Raw genomic sequence first — 21,966 nt, 5'->3', positions numbered from 1 at the left:
GTCAGACGTCCTTTCTACGGGGTCTACGAGTCGAATGATCCATAGCAAGAATGCGAAGCACAGCTAGCTCACGGCGGTCTTACCAGGAAGCGTGCTGCTCGAAATATGGCTACAGCGGCTTCCGAGGTTACGCGGGGACTCCAGCGCGCGACACGTCGAGCGGCCGGGCGAGTTCCTTGGCCTCAACGACGAGATTGTTGATTCCGTGATGCCTCACGGCGCCCCTCGCGAAGTAGGCGGTGACATCAGCCAGCGGACCGATGCCAAGTTGGTCGAAGGGACCATCCTTGATCGCGACAGTGCCAATGCCCTTCTTGGCCTCGGTTGCGTCCGTCTCCACCTTGACGAAGACGAGCTGCTGCTTCTCAATCGCGACTGCATCTGGGGACGGCACTTGTCGAAAGCAGATCGTGTAACCAACCCCGTGTCCGGGGAACTCCTGTGCGGGGATGGTCTCAAGGCCGTCGAGCGTGACGGAAACCAGCTCTGTGCCCCGACGAGACACCGAGTACTCGTATCGGCTCGATTCCTCCTTCGGATGCGGAGAGACTTCGAAGTCACCCATCTTCTTCGGGTAGCCCCACACTTCCCGGCCGAAGACCAGAGAGAAATCATCGTCGACGTAACTCTGGACGAGGAACACGCCTTCGGTGTATGGCGGCTCCGTGAGCTTCGCCACGATCCCGATGTTGAAATCGTAGAAGGGGTACTCCCACGTTTTGACGCCGTCATGGACTGTCTCATTGAGGTAGACGAGGTCGATGATCACGTCCCCTGTGGCCGCCAAGGGTGCGGGCACCCATTTGTTGAGCTGCTCAAGGTCGCCCTTGGCCGTGATGACCATGAAATCGCTGTTCGACCGCATCACTTCCTCGGGACCCTGTTCGCACGCGAGCCAATCAAGCTCGAATCCTCGAACTACTTCTGCTTGCTTCTTCACCATGGCGCTCTAGACCTCTCCGGTTGTGCGGGACGAGATTGAATCGGGCGGGCCGGCACGCAGTGGCCGGTTGACTTTTTAGACAACCTTGGACTGGCTATGTGGTTGTCATCACATGATGATGACATGCTGAGTTGGTCGTGTCAATGGCACTTTCCACCGTCTGAAGACGCCGGAGAACGGAGTCCGATGACGAAATGACCAGGCGGAGCTTGACCGGTTAACGGTGCTCGGGGTGTTTTTCCGGTTAGGTCGGCAGGAGGGAATGTGGCGGAGTGGCGCTCCGCTACGGCATATGACGTCAGCAGCCCCGCACACGATTGCTACCGGGGCTCCGGCCCGCCCCTCATCTCTTTCATCCGCTGGGGTGGAGGCTCCACTCGACGGGCCATGGCGAGGACGAGGACGACGCCTTCGTGAAAAAGCCGAGTGCGCGATCAGACCACCACCAATACTGCTGCTATCCGAGTAGCGATGGCCTTTGAGCAGCGGACCCTTCCGCTTTTTACTTAAGGCGGACCACATCCATCTCCAGACGTGTCCGGTCGATCCGGTGCCATGCCTGGAAGAACTCGATCGGACGCCCGCTAGCATCACGCCCGACCGATTCGATGTAAAGAACGGGGGCACCAGGTTTGATTTCAAGTATTGCCGGAAGCATTCCGCTAGCGCTCACGACCTCCAAAGATCTCCGACCTGATTCGATCCGAAGTCCCCAATGGTCCTCAAGAGTTCGGTAGAGAGAATTGACGGAGAGGTCAGAGTCGAGGAGATCGGCGACCAAGTTATGGTCGCCGCTGTTGATATAAGACTTGGTGAATACGACTAATTCCTTATTGACATAGCGCAGCCGGGTAACCTCGGTGCATGCGGAGCCGGGCTCAATTTCGAGCGCCTGGGCCACGGAGTTGCCCGCCTCGACCAGCTGACAGCTGATCACTTTACTCTTCACCGAGTGGCCCCGGAGCGAGAGATCTTCAAAGAAGCCCACGGTGCTTTGCATGAACTGCTCTCGCACCTTGGTGTGGGCAATAAATGTTCCCTTGCCATGCTGGCGGAACAGGACCCCTTCGTTGACGAGCTCGCCGATCGCCTGCCGGACAACAGTGCGCGAGACCTCGTAGCGTTCGCACATTTCGCTTTCCGAGGGCAGCATGTCCCCCGGCTTCATTCCCTCAGATTTAATTTCCTTCAAGAGGAGGACTTTGAGCTGCTCGTAATAGGGAACTCGAACGCCGCGAAGGATTTTAGGTGCTGGCCGGGACACGTTGACTCCTCATTTCCGTGGAACATCGAAGCACAAGTCACCGTGATAATAACGACATGGCAACGCAACGAATTGTACTACCTACGGGTTCCATGTTTAGAGGTCCCATATGGCGGCAACAGGTTGATTTCGTTGCATGAAATCGAGCGGCCGAATCTCCATGGCGGAGGGCGGGGTTCGGCAGGATCGGGGCTTACTGACTTCCTGGCGTGTCAGATTTTTGCGGACGGGGTTGACAATTCGGCCTCTTTCTCCGGCGGGACGAATGATGAGACAGGACATCAACGAGACTGAGACCGGACATAGTGCCCAGCCTTAGTCTCGTTGGCCACGTTGACGTAGGAAAATGCCATCTAAGTTGAGACAGGACAGGCAGGAACCGTCGCAACTTGGATGGCCATTCCGTACAACGCGGCTTGCCGCGAGGAGAAGTCCTTCACCGAAGCTCCCACCAAGGGCGAGCGATTCAAAAGCCGCAATCAGCGCGTTCACCCTTCCAGGTGCGCCAGCGCGCGCGTCCCGCCCTTCATGCCATGGAGCCGACCTCATGGCGCGGGCAGAAAGGACAGCACCTTCGCGGGAAAACGATCCCGTCCTGCCATGCAGGACGACGTAGCGTCCGTTATCGGCGTTCTAGAACTGTGATTTTGGGTGTGATTCGCACGTTGATTCGGTGCGCGTTTCGTGCGACCATGAGGATATGACAGCTGTTGCAGGAGCCCGTGGTGGGCTAAAGGCGCATCAGGATTCGATCCGGCTTCCCGAGGCTGAGCTAGTTCGCGAGCTGCGGGACATCTTGGGAGCGAAGCTCGTCGCCTATATCGGCTCCGTGAAGGAAACCCGCGCTGTGCGCCAATGGGCGGACGGTGAAAGGAAGCCGTCCGCTGAGGTGATGACCCGGCTGCGCCATGCCTATCACGTGGCAGCGCTTTTGGCTGAGAGTGACTCCCGCACGGTGGTCCAGGCATGGTTTCAGGGGATGAATCCGCAGCTGGACGACGTGCCGCCGGCGCGGCTGCTGCGCGAAGGCAAGGTCGAGGACGCGGCTCAGGCGGTCCTTGCCGCCGCGCGGGCATTTGCGGCAGCAGGCTGACGGGTGGGGGTTGAACAACTAACGTCGGTGGTCCCGCATAACCGGGTATGGCGGATCGGGTTCCGTCCCGACCCTTGGGCGTGGAGCGGCTGGGAATGGGCAACCAATGGCAGGCGGCTGCCGGAGAAAGCAGCGGCAGCGATCATCGAATTCGTCACCGGCGCACTTGCCGGCGATCCCCACCGGCTGAGCAAGTCCCTAACGAACGAACTGCTCGGACTCCGCACCGCCCGGCGCGGCGACTACAGGGTGCTGTTCACCCTGGACATCGAAGGGCACATCCTGTACATCCACCGCATCGAACACCGGTCCGACGTCTACAAGCCGCGTTAGCTGAACTCTTTGTCCGGTCTCAACATAGTTGTCAGTTCCGACGTGGGATTTGACAGGTTGAATGAGACAAGAGAAATACCCGGCTGTCTCATCAAACGTGTCAGTTCCGTATAGGCCTTGCAGCTCGGGTCAGGCGCGGCCGACGCAGGACATGTTCCCTCAGGGACCTTTCGCCGGCCACTTGGCAGGGCCGATTAGCGGATTTGAGGCACCGTCTGCCGGAGCTCCAACTCCGGCCGCCATCCAACGACGACTTGGAGACGCCGCGCTCCCACCGGATTTCGCCCCCATTTAGCGCTAATCGAGATGCCGAGCATGTCGTCATGTGGGGCAGCCATCCGTGACGCCCGGTTCCCGATCATTCCTTGTAAAGGCAGGTGTCTAAAGGCAGGTGTCGCGTTTGGGTGGCTCGAGAGCAACGACGCGGTCGCAGGGTGTCGATACGATTCATTCTATGGACGCGACTGATGCACTTCGGGGAATAGAAACAGCACTGCGGCTGTCCATCTATAAAGTACTCGGCGACGGATGGCTCACGGCGTCGGGTGCGCCCGACTGCGCAAGGCTCGAGGAGAAGCGCGAGGCCGAGGCCAAGCGGCGTGATGGCGCGGTCACCTCAGACGAGCTCATCGAGTACACCGAGACCTACCATTTGACGCAAATCGTGCTCCGAAACTGGGAGTCCTTCCAGCCGGTGTTCAAGGATAAGAAGCGCACCGAGGTGCACTTCGGGATCGTCGAGGATGTCCGCAACACCATCGCTCACAGCCGAGACCTCATGATCTTTGAGCGCGATCTCGTGTCCGGCATTGCTGGGCAGCTGCGCGCCCAGGTCTCGCGCTACCGCAATGACCTCGACGGATCGACGGTGTACTACCCACTAATCGAGAAGGTGCGGGACAGCTTAGGCAACTCTGGGCTCACCACGAGCGAGCACGGCTACGACAAGCCGATCGCCCGCGTCGATGTCGGCGAAGAAATGACGTTCACCGGCAGCGCCTTCTCTGCCGACGGCAACCCGGTCATCTGGAAGATCCAGAAGACCAACTCGCGCCACGTCAGTACCGCACAAACCGAAGTCGCCCGCGGTGACGGCGTGGAGTTCTCATACCGCTTCACTGAGGCGGATGTGAACGAACACCTCCACTTCGGCGTCGCCATCGCCACTCCGTCGAAGTACCATCGCCTTGGCTCGACCGACGACATCCGCTATTTCCACTACCAGGTGAACCCGCCCCGTCCCTCGACTCCCAACATCGGGCAACGGCCCGACAACAATAAGGTTCCCGGCAGGAGCCGCCTCTTCAGACCCGGTTCCCGGTAGGATTCGCCGCAACGGGCCACATCGCTGGTTGAGTCCGTTAGGAATTCTGCACCACCGCGTCAACAGCAGCCCTGTTCTAGGTGGGGTTGGGTTGCAGCCCAGCAACACTGTGAGCTGTCTTCTCACATGCCGCGTTGAGATCTCTATACGAAACGCGGTGAGCGGTGTGATCGCCATCTCCCCCGGGCTCAGGTTGACGAAATCATTGTTATCGGCTAAAAGTAAGGCTAGTTGATGGCCTGATATCAGGCTATAATTTCGTTCATGAGAACCGTACCGCTTAGCGAAGCGAAGGACAAGCTGTCCGCCCTCGTGGAGGAAGCAGACACGACGCACGAGATCATTCAGATCACCAGGCACGGGCACCCGTCGGCCGTGCTGATGTCCGCCGACGACCTGGAATCCCTGCAGGAAACCATCCACTGGCTCTCGCAGCCGGGCATCCGCGAAGACTTGGACCAGGCCCGGCGTGACATCGTCGACGGCAACGCGGTCAGCGGTGCGGACCTCCGCCGTGAATTCGGGCTGCCGCCGCGGTGACCGACCCAGAATCCACGAGCCCCGCACCATGGAACGTTGAGGTCACCAGCCCGGCGGACTCCGCACGGCACGGCGCGGCGACTACAGGGTGCTGTGCACCCTAGCCATAGAAGAGCACACCCTCTACGTCCACCGCATCGAACACCGCTCCGACGTCTACAAACCGCGCTTGTCCGCTCTCTTCGAGGAGAGTGCCTCAACATAGTGATCAGCCGCGACGTGGGAACTGACAGGTTGAATGAGACAACGGTGGCCTCGGCTGTCTCATCAAAAGGTGTCAGTTCCTTACGGGCTGCGCGGCTTGAGCGCGGAGAAGGCCGCGGGGCATGCCCGTAGGAGGATTCCTTATGGGGGTTCGTGCGGCACCGTCCGGTGGTCACGGGTGATCCGTGCTGTTCACGGATGCGTGATCACTCAACTCTTGGTCTCGTTGGGATGGCTTGTATGGACCTGCTCAAGAAAGACCACGTGATCCACGACGTAGAACCAGATGCGGGCATCACCCTTGAGTGTGGGCTTGTGCTGCCACCGCTTATGGGTGGCGCCGCTACGCTTCACAAGGCCTAGTTCGCCGCGTAGAGGGTAGTTGAAGGGGGTTATCTGTTCAGGGGTCTGGGTCAGAAAATCCCAGGCGTCGACCAGGGGATTCCTGATCGTGGCTTTCAGATCTGTCCAGCCGCGCCGCGCTTGGACGGAGGCAAACCGAAGTTCGTACTCACTCTTCTTCGTCGGTCGCTCAACCTTTTCGCCCTTCTCACTCTTCGCCATGCTCTACGGACGCTCGACGGCTTCCGGGTCGTCGAGCCACTCCACAGGTTTCTTGCCGAGACCGGCTGCGATGGCCGTGGCAGTCTCGCGCCATGAGGTCAGTTCTGCAATGGCCAGATGAGGCTGATTGGTGGCAAAGGACGCCCTCGCTGCCGCCAGGACATCATCGGCACAAGCCTTCCGGTCAGCTGGGCTCAGGGCAAGCATCCACGGGAAGCGGTCGCTCATGCGGGCTGCAAGCGTTCCCTCCGTGCTTGTTGAGACTGCAACGAGCTGGGCTGCCAGTTCCAGCAGTGAAATGCGTGCCGCATCTGCACTCTCGGACATCAGCACGAGGGACTCGCCGTCACGGCGGGTGACCCGGACAGGGTGGTCTGCCGCTGCTGCAAAAACATCAGCGGAGGAGCGGCTCAGTTCAGAAGACTGGAACGACGTCCGGGTCTTGAAGGGCTGGAATGTCGCTGGGGTTTCGGAAGACTGGAAGGTCTTTCGTGATTTTGTTGCTGCGCTCATATACCAACACTAACTCAGAACGTGTTCTGAAGTCTATGGGCGCTAAGCGCGGGGGATGACGGTTACGGCTCCTCCAGTGTCTGGACCTCGAAGTATTCGGCCGGCCAGTTCCCCGCTTAAGCAGAGGGGCGTTGCGCGCTCTGCTCTCCGATGCTGCCATTGGAGCCATCATCGAGGGCTCGGAGAAAACCGACCGAGGTCTTGATGCCACGGCCACCGACTACGCCTCTCCAGAACATCACACATCAACAGGCAGCCCGAGCAAGGCGCGGCGCGGCGCAGCGGACGCGGGCTCAAGAGAGCCTGATGATCGTCCAGCCTCTTCCCGTTCCGACCCGTCTATTTGGCGGCGAAAGCCTCAACAGCTACGCGGCCCCCATGCACGGCGCAACGCCACAACGATCGGCGACATTGAACGAGCAGTCAGCCAGAACGGGACCATGGCCCACACGATCATGAGATCTGAGCCCGACCGAGTCAATGTCTGGCACCAGCTCGGTCGGCTCCACAGCAGTCCTTTCGCCGCGCGAAGCTCGATCCGCGGCCAACGCGTCCTCGAACGCCACCTCTGCCTGCGGTGCACCAACGGCGAATCGGCCATAGGACGTCTTCCGACAATCGGCCGGGTGTGCATCCGCCACCGTACTTAGAACGGTGGCGGGCGCGGGAGCCATTCTGTGCTTCAGAGCACGTAGGGCGGGACGGAGGCGTCGTTGAATGGCTCGAACCAGTCCTGGATTTTCATTGGGGCGAGGCCCAGTTGCATGTTCAATTCGATGTCGCTTTCGAAGCCGTCCATGGCGTTCTGGTAGAGCATCTCGCTGTCCGTGTCTTCGAGCATGTGTTGTTCAAGTAGACCACGCCAGTCCTCTGCAAGATCGAGGCAATACAGGTCCTGAATGACCTCGACCTGGTCAAAAAGGCAGCGGAGCGCCAGTTCCTGGGCGACGCAGGAAAGAGGGGTCCAGCCGCGGGTCAGCGCCGCGGTCATATCCGCAGCTATGACCAGAAACTGCTGTGCGAAGCGGACGTCGTATTTGTCGGCGTGCCTGGGTGGCAGTCCGGACAGGACGAAGGTGTTGGCGATGTCGTGGCGATCAACCCGGGCAAGGTCCCGTAAACCGTTGAGATCCTCGAAAAGCTGGTCGATCAGGACGGCGGAGGCCTCCCATAAGGCGCCAGCCAGGAGCTTTGCCTGGAAAAGGCTCCTGTCTCGCCGCTCCGGGGTGATTGAGCCCGCCCATTCGAGGTCATCAGCGTCCAGGCGGCACCGCTGATCCTCAGTCAGATCCTCCAGACGCGGTTCGAAACCTAACTGCTCCAGGGTCAGTCCCCTAAGTCCCGCCCCGACCTGCAGCGCGTGCTCGACATAATTCTCTTCCCCGGTCATGGCCCCGATGTTACCGTCTTACCTCTGCGGCTCCCGGAGCATGGACTTGCCGGGACGACACCGCTCCCGTATCGTGGCAGAAGTTTCACCACTTTCACCACTTTCACCTAGTTTCACCTACATTCCCCTAAGAGGTCTGGTGCAGAACCCCTTCAAGCCGACGGCCGGAGCGACTCCCCCTGCATTGGTAGGGCGGGCCGGGCTTTTGGACGAGTTCGAGTATGGCCTGCAGCAAGGTTCCGGAGCACCCGGCCTTCTGACCATCATCACGGGATCCAGGGGCATCGGCAAGACAGTCATGTTGAGCGCGGCCGAAGGGATCGCACGGGCTCACGGCTGGGCCGTCATCTCCCGGACAGCCACACCCGGGTTCCTGGCCGGAGTCGGCGACGACATGCTCGCTCTCGTCGAGGAGCTCGGGGACGGGCCTCCTGCCCGGAAAATTACAGCCTTTTCCGCGGCAGGGTTCGGCCTGACAACCCAGCTTCCTCCGGAACGGGCGGCCGACTGGCGCCGCACCGGGAACGAACTGCTGCACCTGCTGGACGCACAAGGCACAGGACTGGTCATCACCATTGACGAGATCCATGCCGTCGACAGGACGGAGATATCGCAACTGGCCGCCGACGTCCAGCACTTCATCCGCGACCGGCTGCCCATCGGCCTGATCTTCGCCGGCCTCCCCTCAGCCGTGTCCGACCTCCTCAACGAAGGCGTCGCCACCTTCCTGCGGCGCGCCGACAGGATCAATCTCCACGAAGCAGCCATCACCGAAGTCACCGCCTCGTACAGAGAGCTCTTCAGCCAGGGAGGCATCAGCATCTCCCCCGACCTCATCAATCAAGCCGCGGAAGCCACCGAGGGGTATCCCTTCCTGATCCAACTGGTGGGCTACTACCTCTGGCTCGAAGCCGACAAGGCAGGATGGAAACTGGACCAAAGCAGCGTCCGGCGTGCAATCGCTGCCGCCCAAAGACGGAACACCCTGGTGGTCGTCGAGTCGGCGCTCTCGGACATTTCTGACAAAGACCGCGAGTTCCTCGACGCGATGGCCGCCCAGGATGGTCCCTCCGCAGCCGGCCAGATCGGAGCCATCATCAAGGCCAAGCCCAATGTCGTGTCCAAGTACCGGAACAGGCTCATAGCTGCGGGCCTGATCGAGTCCGCAGGCTACGGCAAAGTGGACTTCGCAATCCCCGGGCTCCGCCAATACCTTCGCGAGTAGATTGACAGAACGTCCATTGTCGGCGTTGACCAAGACGGGTTTCGTGTTTCGTCCAATGCAAGAACTCCTGTTCTAGCAGGTCAGGCGCGGTTCGGTGAACGCTGGCGGCCGGCCTTAGATTGGACTGGTCGACGACTGTGGTTGATGAGGATATCGGCCTGTTGCGTGTTGAGACCGCGTTTTGCCGTTGGGCCGAGGACAGCACATCCCTGAACAGACGATCGGTGGCGTGCACGCGAGGATCTGGGAATCGCTTCGCGGGCATGACCCGCCAGTCATGTTCCCAGTCAATCTTCAGTCGACGCGTTTCAGTTACGGCTGTAAATGTGTGGATCAGCCTGGGTGTTCCAGAAGCATCGTTGATCACCAACGCAGGGCCATGCCGAAGAACGAGAATATCCTTCGCCTCGAGCCCGGTTTCCGCAAGTAGCTCCTCAAGGGCCTGCTACTCGGGGGACGCTTCGTGTTCGACAAAACCGTGATGCAGTGCCAGAGACACTCTCAGAGCTCACGTGGAGCCTTCCTTCGGAAGGGGGCGATTCTTCCGCGGCATTCCATGACAACCGCGACGACGGTCCGCGCCCGAGGAATTTCCCGGCCGTCACCGTGCGAAATCGCAGGGGTTGGATGGGCTTCAACTCTTGGGTGCTCACCACGGGCCCCGCCGGTCCGTAGCCATCCAGCGTTGAAGGGCGCTTCGATGGGTTTGACGCATTGAGAACAGCCCCTGAAGATCCCGCCGATGGCGCCCCGTGGAACCAGGACGACTTCGACTTGGCACCACCGCCAGCCGTTTGGATGGCCCAGTTAGATATCGGCCAGCCCGAGTTTCTTGGCGCAGGCACGGTCCACGACCTCGCGGCGTTTCTGGGCGATGTCGGGCAGACTGCGACCGCGGCCGGCAAGCCTTGGAACCCTGTGGCATCTCGCCAACGCCCTAGTCGATCTTCGAGAGGAAATCGGCCGACCGGTCGCTGCGTGGCTGTACGAGTCGCTGGAGCGGGAGGCTGCGCTCTGGGACGGCCGTTTCGAGGACCTCTTGGACCTCGCCGCCGCGATGCCAAGACCAGAGCGGCGGGCGATGGGAGCGTCTCGCCGTCTGGGCGTCAGCCCGGACATTGACGTACCGATCGCAAAAGCCGGCAAGCCGAAGGTCACCGTGGTCGAGCGAGGTGGGCGCCGTTGACGGTCGATAACCTGCTGCCCGATCCTTGGCCGGAGGAAGCTGTCGCTGCACTCGACATGTGGCGGCAAGGGCATCTGATACGCGTCAACCTCGGAACCTGGTTGGCGACAGCCCGCCGTGTGGACCCGGTGACCGGTGACAACTTCCCCGAACATGGCCACGGGCTGCTTGCCTCCGCTGCTGACATCTGTGACACGGCTTATTTCGCGGTGGTCTCCCAAACCTGCGACATCGCGGCGGCAGGGCCGGGCCGGCGCCATCCCTTCGTCCAGGTCTGCCCCGTGCGGGATTTAGAGGCAGTCTTCGACTCACAGAAGGCCCGCCAGGCCCGCAACGGCGAGATCGTCGAATACGTCTACCTGACCATGCCCCCAGTCCCGGGGAAGGAATGGGGGCATCGATTTACGCATCTCGGTACCGCTCAGCAAAGGATCACTCGTTGGGAGCAGCCCCGTTGAAGGCTTCGCCGGCGAAGACGACGAACTCGACCTGGCTGCGAGGATCGCGGCAAAGTTTGAGCGCCCCGCGCTGCACGACTACTTGTCGAAGGATCTCGCCGAATCGCTCAACTCTCTTGTCACGAAGGCACGAAAAGGATCCGCGGACAGGTGTGAAGATGTCGAACAGTTCAGGCTTGAGATCGAAGGCCACCGCCTTGCGCCAAAGCGTTCGGCTGGTCATGGTCACCGATGTGAACTTCAATACCCCGCTGAACTTGCGGAAGAGGAGTCCACTTCGCGAGTACTGGAAGACCCTGAAAAAGCCGCTTGGGAGCGTCGGCATCGAGCAAGCACTCATCGCGTTTCGGCACATTGACGAGCTGAGAGCCAAGGACTACCGGCATTCCGTCCCTCTCAACGTTCCGGCGCTTGGCCGGGGCCGCTTTGACTGATCAGTTTGAAAACCCGCGAGGTCGCTCTCCGTTGACGAGCGATGGGCCAGCCGCTGCGCTCGGCTCCTGAGGAGGAACGGTGGACTGCTTTCTCCGACTCCCCACACTCACGCCAAGCCGATTTCGCGCAAGACGGAGGCTAGGTTCTACGACGTCCCGGGGGGAGCCTCCAAGCGGCGCCTGAACCGGAAAACCTCCGGCCCAGTGCCTCATCCAGTGCACCGAGATTGTCGTGAAGGCGGTGCCAGAGTCGGTGTGCCCGCTCCGTCCGCCCCGCTCTAAGGGACGCTTCGATCAGGCGCCCGTCCCGTTCAAGCTGACGAGCTCCTGCCTTCGACGCCAGTGTCGCCAAGCTAACCGCTGCCTCCACGGCCGCCACCAGGTTGCTTTCCTCCAAGGACCTGCCTAAAGCATTCACGTGCTCCCGCAGCGTGTCCATCATCGTGACCAGAAATTCAGCCACGTCCCCTGGCCCGGCGGATTCCTTGACGGACGCTTCAATACGGCTCGGGTCGAGCACGGCCTCCCGGTTCCGCAGTGCCGGATTGAACCGGCCAGGGTCATTGTGCTGCGGACGCTTGCATTCCTCCTTGGGCCAACTCCGGCGACATGGTTTCATCCTGCTTACCATGGGATCACCCAGGCTGTCAGGGGCTGGTGTTGACGGCGGCCAGCTGGTCGCTGCTGGTGTAGCTGTAGCTCTCGGCGCCTATTCGCTGTCGATGCACTCGCATCGACCGGTAGTTCGTCGTCTCCCCCTGGTACTTCTTGCATCCGCCGCGTTTTTGCTCGTCGAATTTGCAATCGGCGTGTGCGCAGCTTTTCTGACCGGGCAGAGAGACTTGGGGTCGACCATCTGGCCTTAAAGGATGAAATCTTGAATAAGGAGGAAATTGAAATCGATCAGAGTCTTGCAGTCTGATGATGGGCCGTCTCTGCTGATCCAGCCGACCGCCGGGTACTGGTGGCGAACTGTTAGACGCCTGTCGATCATAGTACTTGGTGCCATGATCGCGTTGGTGATTGTAGCGATTTCTGTCCATACTAATTCGAGGTTTCTCAATCCTGCCGAATTCGAGGCACTACAAGGCGGCATGGAAGCATCCGTGCCTTCCAAGCTGTCATCGCGGCTCTCTGGTATGTCATTCTGATCCCGGCCCTTGCCTTCCCAAGGTTAATTTCTCCTAAAGGCCTCGGGCTCGCGGATGTGAAGCTGAAAATGCCTCTCGGGAATGTACTCGGAGCACTTGGATGCTACTTGGTTTGGAGCCGGCTGTTCTCAGAGGGCTTGATGGGCTTCTTGGTGACCGTGGTGGTGACGGTACTGCTGTTGCCAGCGTAGACCGCGGAATGCAGAGCCAATGAAGGCACCGGGGATGTGTTCGAGGGCCCCGAAAGCCGGGGATCCTGACGGATGCATGGCGAGTCTCTTCGCACCTTCCCTCGGATCTCCCGGCGGGATGCAGGTAGTAGTTAATCAGAAAAACCAAGTACCGCGGCGGCAGCTTCGAGTGGTCCGGGTAGAAGTTCGTTAAAAAGTCGAGTACCTGTTACGCATTGCCAGTTAACCATCCCAGGGGCAATTCTTGTCCTAACGAAATCCGAACGCCAAACGGGATATGCGGGCAGCTGGAATTCGTCGTCAAATTCACTTATCTGGGAAGGTAATCCAATGAACACTCTCATGATCAACACCCTCGCATTCATTGCCGGCGTCAAGAACCGTTTCACCTCCGAAAAAGGTGCAACCGCAGTTGAATACGGACTTTTGGTTGCGCTGATCGCCGCCGTGATCGTGGCCGTCGTTGCTACTCTGGGAACACAGATCAACGCGGCGTTCACCACCGTTTCAGGCAGGCTGCCGGCTCTGTGATCTTCGGCCCGGTATCCATACCGCGGACCGGGATCATCAAGGCTTTCACTAGCAATTCGCAGTTGTAAAACAAAGCACCAAACCAATGAGCCCAGGGGCGGACGGGATAGTTCGAGCATCTGCTCCGCTAGTCCTGACTCCGCCTCTGGGTTTCTTGTTTTCGGTCTTGACATTCATCGCGACGGTCATTATTAGCAACTGCCGCATTGGGACCCGATTTTCGGCCTCCGCACCGGCACCTCCAGGTCTCTGACGATCGGCCCACGCCGGCAAGACCCCAAGAAGCGGGATTTCATGACGGTCCCCAGTCAAATTGGGGCAATCACGATTCGACTTTCCAAACAATATTGATGTGAGGGGAACAAGTGAAAACTCGCCTACTGGGAGGCATTGTTGCTCTAGTGCTCGCCGTTGCCGGCACACTGCTGCTGGTCTCATACGTTCAAGGGTCCGAAGCCCGGGCCCAACGCGATCTTCAACCCGTCGACGTCCTGGTCGTGCAAAGCCAAATACCTACGGGCGCGACCACCGACACTATCAAGGCGGCCGTGAAACTGGTCTCGCTTCCTCAATCTTCAGTTCCCAACGGTGCGCTCAAGAGCCTGGACGGTCTCGATGGCAAGGTGGCTGCAACAGACCTGCTTCCAGGTGAGGCTCTGCTCGGAGCCCGTTTGGTGGATCCGAATGCGCTGGCAGCTCCGGGATCTGTTCCCGTTCCATCAGGAATGCAGGAGATCTCCGTACAGTTGGAAGCCCAGCGGGTCATCGGAGGCCGTATACAGGCCGGCGACACCGTCGGGGTGATCATGCTTTTCGCATCCGGCGCCGGCAACGACCCCGCTGCCGGGGAGACAGCACAGCAGGTCTTCCACAAAGTGCTGGTCACCAGCGTCCAGCGCGCGCAGACCAAAGCAACGGACACGACCCAGGACCCCAAGCAACAGGCGAACACCGAGCTTCCGTCCGGCTCCCTGCTGGTCACTTTCGCCCGCAGCGACGTGGATTCGGCAAAAATAGCCTTGGCTGCACAGTTCGGGACGATTTGGCTCACCAAGGAGCCCGCGTCCGCAACAGTGAGTACGCCCACCGTGGTCAAGAAGGCGGATGTGTTCCGATGAGCCGCTACGTACTGATCACGCCGGACCAGGATTTTGAACGGCGCTCGAAGCAAGCCGCAAAAGGCCTCCACGGCACCCTCCACGTGATCTCCGCCGATTACCTGCCGCCGAGCCCTGACGACATCCTCCGGATCATGACCGGCGAACCCGTTGAAGTGATACTGCTCGGACCGGGCCTCCCCCTGGAAGACTCAATTCGGATTGCCAGCCTCTTCGACCTTCAATACCCCGAAATCAGCATCGTTGTCGTGACGGAGAAGGAAGCAGACGTCGCCCTGCCAGCCATGCGTGCCGGCGTCCGGGACCTTCTGGCACCCGGGTCTCAGCCCGATGTCATCAAGGCCATGCTGGAACGCTCCAGTTTGGCGGCAGCGAGCAGGCGTCGCGGACTGGGCAATTCCGTTGAAAGCCGGACGGGCATTGGCAGGATCATCTCCGTCATGTCGCCCAAGGGAGGAGTCGGCAAGACAACCGTGACCACGAACCTCGCGGTCGGACTTGGCAAAGTAGCTCCCATGGGAGTCGTCGTCCTGGACCTGGACCTCCAATTTGGCGACGTTGCTTCAGGACTCATGCTGGAGCCCGAACGAACTCTCGCCGATGCAGTGCAAGGGGCTGCGGTCCAGGACAGCATGGTGCTGAAATCCTACCTTTCTGTTCATCCGGCCGGGATCTACGCCCTTTGCGCACCTCTGAATCCGGTGGATTCTGACAAGATTTCCGGTGATCAGGTGGCCCATTTGATCCAACAACTCTCCTCGGAGTTTCAATACGTAGTGGTCGATACCGCTCCGGGCCTGGGGGAACATGTCCTAGCAACCCTGGAGGTTGCTACTGACGCCGTCTGGGTGTGCGGCATGGATATTCCGAGCATCCGGGGCCTCCGAACCGGCTTTGGTCTACTCAACGAGCTCGGGTTGATGTGCGAACACCGCCACGTTGTCCTCAACTTCGCCGACCGCCGTAGCGGCCTCTCGCTCCAGGATGTGGAAGCCACCATCGGCTGCCCCGTTGACATCGTCCTTCCCCGGTCCCGGACGCTGCCGTACTCCACCAACAAAGGTGTGCCGTTGCTTCAAGACGGGAGCAGGGATCCGGCGAAGAAGGGGCTGGCGGAGTTGGTCGAGCGGTTCAAACCCGACTGGGAAGAGCGGTCTCACAAGAAGCTTCACAGAAGGGCAGTAGTCCAATGAACCTGAGCAAACGGCTCCAAGCCGCCCGAGGGCTTGAACCCGCCGTCGAAGTAGCCTCGGCCAAAATCGAAGCGGGTCCCTGGAGCCCGCCTCCCGCCGGCGGCGCGGGGATGACCCCCGGCAATTCCACAGCGAGGGAAGCTTCGGATTCCAATGAAGCCCTCAACGCGGTCAAGGACCGCGTTGGCATCGCGTTGTACGAGAGGATGGGCAGCCGGATCACCGAGGCGTCCATGGGCGAGGACGAGCTGCACCAGTACGTCAAGGACGAACTCCGCGTCATTATCGAACAGGATGACATTCCGCTGACTCTTCTGGAGCGCCAGCGCCTTGTCCAGGAAATTATCGACGACGTTCTTGGCCTCGGTCCGATCCAGAAATTCCTGAACGAAGAGTCCGTCACGGAGATCATGGTCAACGGAGCAGAAAAGATCTACGTGGAGCGGGCCGGACGGTTGCATCTCACCGGCACCAAATTCAGCGACGAAGAGCACCTCCGGCGCATCATCGAGCGCATCGTGACCAAAGTCGGCCGACGGATCGACGAGTCTTCGCCCTTGGTCGATGCACGGCTTTCCGACGGCTCCCGCGTCAACGCCATCATTCCGCCCCTCGCAATCAATGGTTCAGCGCTCACTATCCGCAAATTCAGCCGTGTCCCCCTCAGTGTGGACAAGCTGATCTCCTTCGGCACGATCTCCCCCGAAATGGCCGAACTGCTGCACGCCTGCGTCCAGGCCCGCCTGAACATTATTGTTTCCGGCGGTACAGGTACCGGCAAAACCACCTTGCTGAACGTCCTCTCCAGCTTCCTTCCGGCGGACGAAAGAATCGTCACCATCGAGGACGCGGTGGAACTTCAGCTGCAACAGGACCACGTTGTCCGTCTGGAAAGCCGCCCCCGCAATATTGAAGGGAAAGGCGAAATCAGCATCAGGGACCTTGTACGGAACTCCCTCCGCATGCGCCCGGATCGCATCGTCATCGGTGAAGTACGCGGCGGGGAATCCCTAGACATGCTTCAAGCAATGAACACCGGTCACGATGGCTCTATATCCACCGTCCACGCCAACTCCCCGCGCGACGCCATCGCCCGGCTGGAAACTCTGGTGCTCATGGCAGGAATGGATCTGCCCCTCCGTGCCATCCGCGAACAAATCGCTTCCGCGATCAACCTGATCGTCCACATTTCAAGGCTCCGGGACGGTACCAGGCGAGTCACCCACGTCACCGAAGTCCAGGGCATGGAGGGCGACATCGTGACCCTGCAGGATGCGTTCGTCTTCGATTACTCCGCAGGTGTCGATGCCAACGGACGGTTCCTTGGCCGCCCGGTTCCGACCGGGGTGCGACCTCGGTTTGCGGACCACTTCGCCGAACTCGGAATCACCCTCTCCCCCGCGGTTTTTGCACCAGCGGTTGGCGGTGCATTCCGGTGACCAGCGAAAACTCTGTATTCCTTGCAACGGGCGTCGTGCTATGTTTTGTCGCGCTGAGCATCCTGGTGCTCGTGGTCTTGGGACCTGGTCGCGGCCGGATTGCGATGTTCCGCCGGCGACCGGGGGCCACAGATGAGCGTTCCCTCCTCACCAAAGCCACCGAGCAGGCAACGTCGTTCGTTGAACGCCGAGTCGGCCGCAGCGCCGCTTTCGGCAGCCGCGATTCGCTGGAGCAGGCCGGCCTGAAAATGAGCCAGGCAGATTTCATCCTGTTGGTGGGATGCTCGGCCGTCACAGCGGGAATCATCGGCTTCTTTATCAATGGATTCGCCTTTGGCGTCCTGTTTCTTTTGGCCGCCCCGGTGGCCGCCATTGTTCTTCTGAAGGCCCTGACAAGCCGGCGCAGGGCCAAGTTCGAAGACCAGCTCGGCGACACCCTGCAAATGCTTGCCGGCGGCCTGCGTGCCGGCCACAGCCTCCTTCGCTCGGTCGATGCTGTTTCGAAGGAAACCGAGGCACCCACGTCGGAAGAGCTGTCAAGAATAGTCAACGAAACCAGGCTCGGACGCGAACTCCGCGAATCCATGCAACACGCCGCGCAACGCCTCCGCAGCGACGACTTCGACTGGACAGGACAGGCGATTGAAATCCACCGCGAAGTCGGCGGTGATCTGGCAGAAGTCCTGGATCACGTGGGCGAGACCATCCGTGAAAGGGCCCAGATCAAAGGACAGGTGAAGTCGCTCAGCGCCGAGGGCCGGCTGTCGGCCTACATCCTCACAGGCTTGCCGATCGTCGTGTTTCTTTGGCTGAGCGTTGCCAATCCCAGCTACGTGGGAACTCTGTACACAACGGTATTGGGCTGGATCATGCTCGTGGTCGGCACGCTGCTATTGGCCGCCGGCGCCTTCTGGCTCAGCCGAGTCATCAAGATCAAGTTCTAGGGGAAATCATGACGGCAATGGCATGGGTGATCGTGACCCTCATTATCCTTCCCACTACATACCTAGTGTGGTCCGTAGTGTCCGTGGACAGGCGGGGATACGCGGCAGTCCGTTCCAATTTGGCCCGGGGCCGGAGTCTCCTGGATGGCACCGGAGCCTCGGCAGTCACCACGAACGAAACAAAGCCAACCTCGCCGCTTGGACTCCGTGTGACCCCCAAGGGCTACGCTGCGTGGCTCGACAAGCTTCTCGCCAAAGCAGGCCGGCCAGCCCGCTTCCCTCTGGACCGCATCCTGATAGCCAAGCCGGGCCTGGCACTCATTGTCGCAGTCCTGGCGATCATGGTCCTGATGAAGTCGCCCAACGGACCGGGCCTGCTCGTGGTAATTGTCCTGACAACCCTGTCATACTTCGTGCCGGACATCCTGCTCCACGGCCGCGGCGCCGAGCGGCAAAAGGCCATTGAATATGAACTTCCCAACACCTTGGATCAAATGCTGATTTCGGTCGAAGCCGGGCTCGGCTTCGAAACGGCCATGGCCCGGTCCAGCCAAAACGGCAAAGGACCACTGGCTGCAGAACTAGCCCGGACGTTGCAGGACATGCAGGTCGGGCGTACACGCAAGGACGCTTACCTGTCGATGGCCGAGCGCTCCGATGTTCCGGATCTCCGGAGTTTCGTCTCGGCAATCGTCCAGGCCGACATGTACGGCATTGCCATTGCGAATGTCCTGCGTACCCAGGCCAAGCAGATGCGGATCAAACGCCGGCAGCGTGCGGAAGAAAAAGCCATGAAACTACCGGTGAAGGTCCTTTTCCCGCTGATGTTCTGCATTCTTCCGGCGCTCTTCATCGTGATCATCGGGCCGGCAATTATCAAAGTGATGGACAGCATGTCCGGAGCCTACTAATTTCCTCACGACGCATTTCGAAGGAGCAATCGATGTCTAGATTCCATGCACGAAGCGCAGCGAATCGGCATGGCCGGGAGCGAGGTGCGGCAGCCGTTGAATTTGCCCTCGTTCTCCCCCTGCTTCTCTCCATGGTCCTTGGCGTCATCGACTTTGGGGTGGCTCTGAGCCAAAGTGTCAACCTCCAGGGATCGGCGAGGGAAAGTGCACGGCAGGGCGTGACACAAGGTGACGTCATTGCGTCCGCCAACCAGGCGAGCGGATTGCTGGACACGAGCAAACTTCAAGTGAAATTCGTCGTGGACACCTCTGGTGGCGCGCCCGGAGTCATGGTTGTCTGCATGCGCTACCCGCAATCGTCCATCTCGGGTTTCTACTCGTGGGTACTCAATAGCAACTTCGAGGCCAAAGCGGTCATGAAAATGGAGGGCACAGCAGCTGTGACCTCAGGTTCGCAGAATTGGAGCGGAGGATCATGCACCCTCTAAAGGACAGAGACGGTAGAGAGACCAGTATCGACGAAAGTGAGAGCCCTGCACCTCCAGGAATTGCTCAGGGCGCCCGGCATCCGGACCCGACAAACGGGGAGCGCGGTGCATCGATGCTCATCTTTGCCCTGTTGGTCCCGGTCCTCTTTGGATCAATAGCGTTGGCCATCGATTACGGCCATTTGCTTTTCGAACGCCAACATCTGAGCAATGCCCTGGATGCCGCCGCCCTGGCGGGTGTAACCTCGCTCCCGAACGACCCCGTCTCTGCGCAGAGTGCCGCGCTCTCGTACGCCGGCTTGAACGACCCCGGCACGGTCCCCACGGTCAAATTCTGGTGCGTGGTCGGCTCCGCCGGAGCCGCAAAGACCGTGGCGAGCGGGCAAGTTCCCAGCGTCTGTGACCCCGGAACGACAGCCGGCGCCAAGTGCAACGAGACGATCTGCGCGATTCCCTGCGCAACAGGAAGCGGCCACACCTGCAACTCGATAACGGTTACCGCGTCCACGGATGTACCCTTCGCGTTCGCACCCGTGATCGGCATAAACACCGGGAATACCGGCGCACTGTCATCTAACGCATGCCGCGGATCCTGCGGTGCACAAAGTCCCAATCCCATGAATGTCGCCATAGTCGCGGACCGCACCGGCAGCATGAGCGACACTGACCTCTCCTCGCTCAAGTCAGGGATCCAGAGCACCTTGCAGACCATGACGAAAGACCAGCAATACGTGGCGCTGGGCACCATCGGCCGAAGCAGTTCCACCTCCGGCTGCATCACGAACCCCTCCGGCTCGCAAACAAGCGGGCCATGGCTCCCTGTTCCGTTCTCCAACGACTACACCACCTCGGCCACCCCGCCGGCCCTCAACAACAGCAGCAATCTGGTCAAGGGCCTGCAATGCCTGGCCCATTCGAGCACCGGTACCAGCCTCGCGTCACCGATGAAAGCTGCGGCCAGGTATCTGTTGGGGTTCGATCCCAACAACTTGGGGAGTCTGCCTACGCGTTCAGGGACACCACGCAATGCCATCATCTTGGAGACCGACGGCCAACCCAACGAACCCGACGTCGCCGGATCCACTTCCATATCGACCCCCGGGGATATTGGAAGTTCCAACGGCATCACGGCGTGCAACAACCTCAAAGCAGTCGCCGCCGACGCCAAGGCACGCGGAATCCTGGTCGTCACCGTCGGATACAACCTGAGCACCGAACGATGCGGCGGTACTGGAGCGTATGTCCGCGATGTCCTCGCCGCGGCAGCATCGCCGGACGCCCAAGGTAACCCGAGCACAGCAAACAGCTGCACCACTGCAGCGGACATCGCCGCAGAGAATTCTGACGGAGACTACTTTTTCTGTGCGGGCAGCGGAACGGCGTTGGGGCCGATCTTCGTCTCGGCAATCAACGCAATCAGCGGTAGTTCCCATCTGATTAGCATCCCGAACTGACAGCGGACGTAGAACAGTCAGTACCCTGAAGACCGGTCCTCCTCGATACCCAGAGTCGAGGAGGACCTTCACGGCTGGATTGTCACGATTGAACGACCGCAAATAGAAGCTTCGGCCCGGCATATTGCGGGGTATTTCTCGCCTCGCTTTGCCCGTTGGTTTCGTCGGTAGCGGACGACAGGCGCCGGAAGGTCAGTCTAGAAAGGAGTTGTCAGCGACCGTTGCAGCGCAACCTAGAGTGCATGCACTCCCGGCAGAGACGTCTGACCGGTACTGGTTGACGCGCAGAAGGCCCGAGGCGCGCCGGGGTGCGAAGCGTGGCTGCCCGGGATATGAAGAACGATGCATATGCTACCCCTTCCGCGTTCGGGATTTTCCTTGGCCGAACGACTCTGATTGTTGTCACTCCCCAGGACCCTCCGGGATTTCCTCCTTTGAGGGCCATGTTGTGTATCCCAAAGCCCTCTCCGCCCGGTATTTCGGAATAGCCATAAACGCAGCGCAAGCGATGACCACAACCTCAAGGAACAAGAGTGCGGCGGATGCGTAGACGTACCAAGGAGCAGAAGACCTGCTAACAGTCGAGACAATTGCACCGACAACAAAAAGGGGAAGCGTCGCGTAAAGGAACCACGAAGTATAAAACGTGACCAGTCGAAAGCTACCTGCCGCTGGTTTCACAGGCATGGACTTCCAGGTTTTCCTCGATACCCCTCGAATAGTCTGGTTGTTCAATTGTCCTCACTTACAAGTGTCCTCGGTTGCGCCATCGCTGCTCGATGTCTGACTCTTTCGCTGATCTTCGCTCACTGTGGACGCATCAGCAAGGTCGGTGCCTAGGAAACCTGCAAGCCATGAAGCGTAAGCACGGTTCGGTGCGGTAACGAGTTTGGCAGCTCTAAAGGCCCCCTGCTTTCTGCCCTTCCGGCCCGGCTAGCTTTGCGGACACAAGACGTATCCTTCCCCAACGCCCATCTCTGGGATTGCGCTGAGGAGGTCCATCCCAATATTGAAGCCATCTTGAAGACCGTTGATGTCTAAGACCATGGTCGCGACTGAGAATTCGAGTTCGACG

General features: G+C 60.1%; 22 protein-coding genes. 16 read left to right on the top strand and 6 right to left on the bottom strand.

Annotated features, from left to right (window positions below; genetic code table 11):
- Nucleotides 1-127 precede the first annotated feature (127 nt).
- On the bottom strand, nt 128-943 hold the full coding sequence (locus A3M3_RS0122035; RefSeq protein ID WP_028268131.1) for an acetoacetate decarboxylase family protein: 816 nt from the start codon (nt 941-943) through the stop codon (nt 128-130).
- A gap of 502 nt (nt 944-1,445) precedes the next feature.
- A complete protein-coding gene (locus tag A3M3_RS26445; protein ID WP_081737005.1) occupies nt 1,446-2,207 on the bottom strand; it encodes a GntR family transcriptional regulator in 762 nt (253 codons plus the stop codon).
- Nucleotides 2,208-2,907: 700 nt separating this feature from the next.
- On the opposite strand from A3M3_RS26445, the gene A3M3_RS0122020 reads away from it, so the two are divergent.
- The 4 genes from A3M3_RS0122020 to A3M3_RS0122000 all read left to right on the top strand — a co-directional run bounded on the left by A3M3_RS0122020 (nt 2,908) and on the right by A3M3_RS0122000 (nt 5,497).
- Complete coding sequence (locus tag A3M3_RS0122020) at nt 2,908-3,300, top strand: hypothetical protein (RefSeq protein WP_028268129.1); 393 nt, start codon at nt 2,908-2,910, stop codon at nt 3,298-3,300.
- Between the two features lie 27 nt (nt 3,301-3,327).
- Entirely contained in the window at nt 3,328-3,633 is a 306-nt protein-coding gene (locus A3M3_RS26440) for a type II toxin-antitoxin system RelE family toxin (protein WP_269317347.1), read from the top strand.
- A gap of 454 nt (nt 3,634-4,087) precedes the next feature.
- Nucleotides 4,088-4,957 (top strand): hypothetical protein, encoded by an 870-nt coding sequence (locus tag A3M3_RS0122005; protein WP_028268128.1) that lies wholly within the window; start codon nt 4,088-4,090, stop codon nt 4,955-4,957.
- 264 nt (nt 4,958-5,221) lie between these two features.
- A complete protein-coding gene (locus tag A3M3_RS0122000) occupies nt 5,222-5,497 on the top strand; it encodes a type II toxin-antitoxin system Phd/YefM family antitoxin (protein WP_028268127.1) in 276 nt (91 codons plus the stop codon).
- A gap of 414 nt (nt 5,498-5,911) precedes the next feature.
- Here the strand turns inward: A3M3_RS0122000 and A3M3_RS0121995 are convergent, their stop codons facing one another.
- The 3 genes from A3M3_RS0121995 to A3M3_RS26430 form a co-directional block, all read right to left on the bottom strand.
- The gene (locus tag A3M3_RS0121995) at nt 5,912-6,265 is read right to left on the bottom strand and encodes a hypothetical protein (RefSeq protein ID WP_028268126.1); all 354 of its coding nucleotides are present in this window, start codon (nt 6,263-6,265) and stop codon (nt 5,912-5,914) included.
- Nucleotides 6,266-6,268: 3 nt separating this feature from the next.
- Entirely contained in the window at nt 6,269-6,778 is a 510-nt protein-coding gene (locus A3M3_RS26435) for a prevent-host-death protein (protein ID WP_231497399.1), read from the bottom strand.
- Nucleotides 6,779-7,460: 682 nt separating this feature from the next.
- A complete protein-coding gene (locus A3M3_RS26430) occupies nt 7,461-8,168 on the bottom strand; it encodes a hypothetical protein (protein WP_051423486.1) in 708 nt (235 codons plus the stop codon).
- Nucleotides 8,169-8,307: 139 nt separating this feature from the next.
- On the opposite strand from A3M3_RS26430, the gene A3M3_RS0121980 reads away from it, so the two are divergent.
- The 3 genes from A3M3_RS0121980 to A3M3_RS0121970 all read left to right on the top strand — a co-directional run bounded on the left by A3M3_RS0121980 (nt 8,308) and on the right by A3M3_RS0121970 (nt 11,037).
- Complete coding sequence (locus A3M3_RS0121980) at nt 8,308-9,393, top strand: ATP-binding protein (RefSeq protein ID WP_028268125.1); 1,086 nt, start codon at nt 8,308-8,310, stop codon at nt 9,391-9,393.
- An 832-nt stretch (nt 9,394-10,225) separates the two neighbouring features.
- Complete coding sequence (locus A3M3_RS0121975; RefSeq protein ID WP_155854513.1) at nt 10,226-10,579, top strand: hypothetical protein; 354 nt, start codon at nt 10,226-10,228, stop codon at nt 10,577-10,579.
- A complete protein-coding gene (locus A3M3_RS0121970; RefSeq protein WP_155854512.1) occupies nt 10,576-11,037 on the top strand; it encodes a hypothetical protein in 462 nt (153 codons plus the stop codon). Before A3M3_RS0121975 ends, A3M3_RS0121970 begins: the two co-directional genes overlap by 4 nt.
- Here the strand turns inward: A3M3_RS0121970 and A3M3_RS0121965 are convergent.
- Entirely contained in the window at nt 11,012-11,260 is a 249-nt protein-coding gene (locus A3M3_RS0121965) for a hypothetical protein (RefSeq protein ID WP_028268122.1), read from the bottom strand. The two genes, A3M3_RS0121970 and A3M3_RS0121965, sit on opposite strands and share 26 nt — an antisense overlap.
- Here A3M3_RS0121965 and A3M3_RS29130 point away from each other — a divergent pair.
- The 9 genes from A3M3_RS29130 (at nt 11,259) to A3M3_RS0121910 (ending at nt 20,891) form a co-directional block, all read left to right on the top strand.
- Entirely contained in the window at nt 11,259-11,471 is a 213-nt protein-coding gene (locus tag A3M3_RS29130) for a hypothetical protein (RefSeq protein WP_028268121.1), read from the top strand. The two genes, A3M3_RS0121965 and A3M3_RS29130, sit on opposite strands and share 2 nt — an antisense overlap.
- 1,672 nt (nt 11,472-13,143) lie before the next feature.
- Nucleotides 13,144-13,344, top strand: a complete 201-nt coding sequence (locus A3M3_RS0121945) for a Flp family type IVb pilin (protein ID WP_028268119.1) — start codon at nt 13,144-13,146, stop codon at nt 13,342-13,344.
- A gap of 365 nt (nt 13,345-13,709) precedes the next feature.
- Nucleotides 13,710-14,462 (top strand): Flp pilus assembly protein CpaB, encoded by a 753-nt coding sequence (gene cpaB, locus A3M3_RS0121940; protein WP_028268118.1) that lies wholly within the window; start codon nt 13,710-13,712, stop codon nt 14,460-14,462.
- Nucleotides 14,459-15,655 carry an AAA family ATPase gene (locus tag A3M3_RS0121935; RefSeq protein ID WP_028268117.1) on the top strand — a complete coding sequence of 399 codons (1,197 nt, stop codon included), beginning with the start codon at nt 14,459-14,461 and terminating at the stop codon, nt 15,653-15,655. The genes cpaB and A3M3_RS0121935 overlap by 4 nt, the downstream gene beginning before the upstream one ends.
- On the top strand, nt 15,652-17,094 hold the full coding sequence (locus tag A3M3_RS0121930; protein WP_028268116.1) for a CpaF family protein: 1,443 nt from the start codon (nt 15,652-15,654) through the stop codon (nt 17,092-17,094). Before A3M3_RS0121935 ends, A3M3_RS0121930 begins: the two co-directional genes overlap by 4 nt.
- Nucleotides 17,091-18,038 carry a type II secretion system F family protein gene (locus A3M3_RS0121925; RefSeq protein ID WP_028268115.1) on the top strand — a complete coding sequence of 316 codons (948 nt, stop codon included), beginning with the start codon at nt 17,091-17,093 and terminating at the stop codon, nt 18,036-18,038. The genes A3M3_RS0121930 and A3M3_RS0121925 overlap by 4 nt, the downstream gene beginning before the upstream one ends.
- A gap of 8 nt (nt 18,039-18,046) precedes the next feature.
- Nucleotides 18,047-18,949 (top strand): type II secretion system F family protein, encoded by a 903-nt coding sequence (locus A3M3_RS0121920; RefSeq protein WP_028268114.1) that lies wholly within the window; start codon nt 18,047-18,049, stop codon nt 18,947-18,949.
- Nucleotides 18,950-18,981: 32 nt separating this feature from the next.
- The gene (locus A3M3_RS27160) at nt 18,982-19,437 is read left to right on the top strand and encodes a TadE/TadG family type IV pilus assembly protein (protein WP_051423485.1); all 456 of its coding nucleotides are present in this window, start codon (nt 18,982-18,984) and stop codon (nt 19,435-19,437) included.
- 113 nt (nt 19,438-19,550) lie between these two features.
- Complete coding sequence (locus A3M3_RS0121910; RefSeq protein ID WP_028268113.1) at nt 19,551-20,891, top strand: Tad domain-containing protein; 1,341 nt, start codon at nt 19,551-19,553, stop codon at nt 20,889-20,891.
- Nucleotides 20,892-21,966: the final 1,075 nt, after the last annotated feature.

Origin of the sequence: Arthrobacter sp. MA-N2 (genome assembly GCF_000517125.1) — a bacterium.
Classification (GTDB): domain Bacteria; phylum Actinomycetota; class Actinomycetes; order Actinomycetales; family Micrococcaceae; genus Arthrobacter; species Arthrobacter methylotrophus.
Note: the sequence above shows the minus strand (reverse complement) of the source record. Positions and strands in the feature narration are given on the sequence as shown.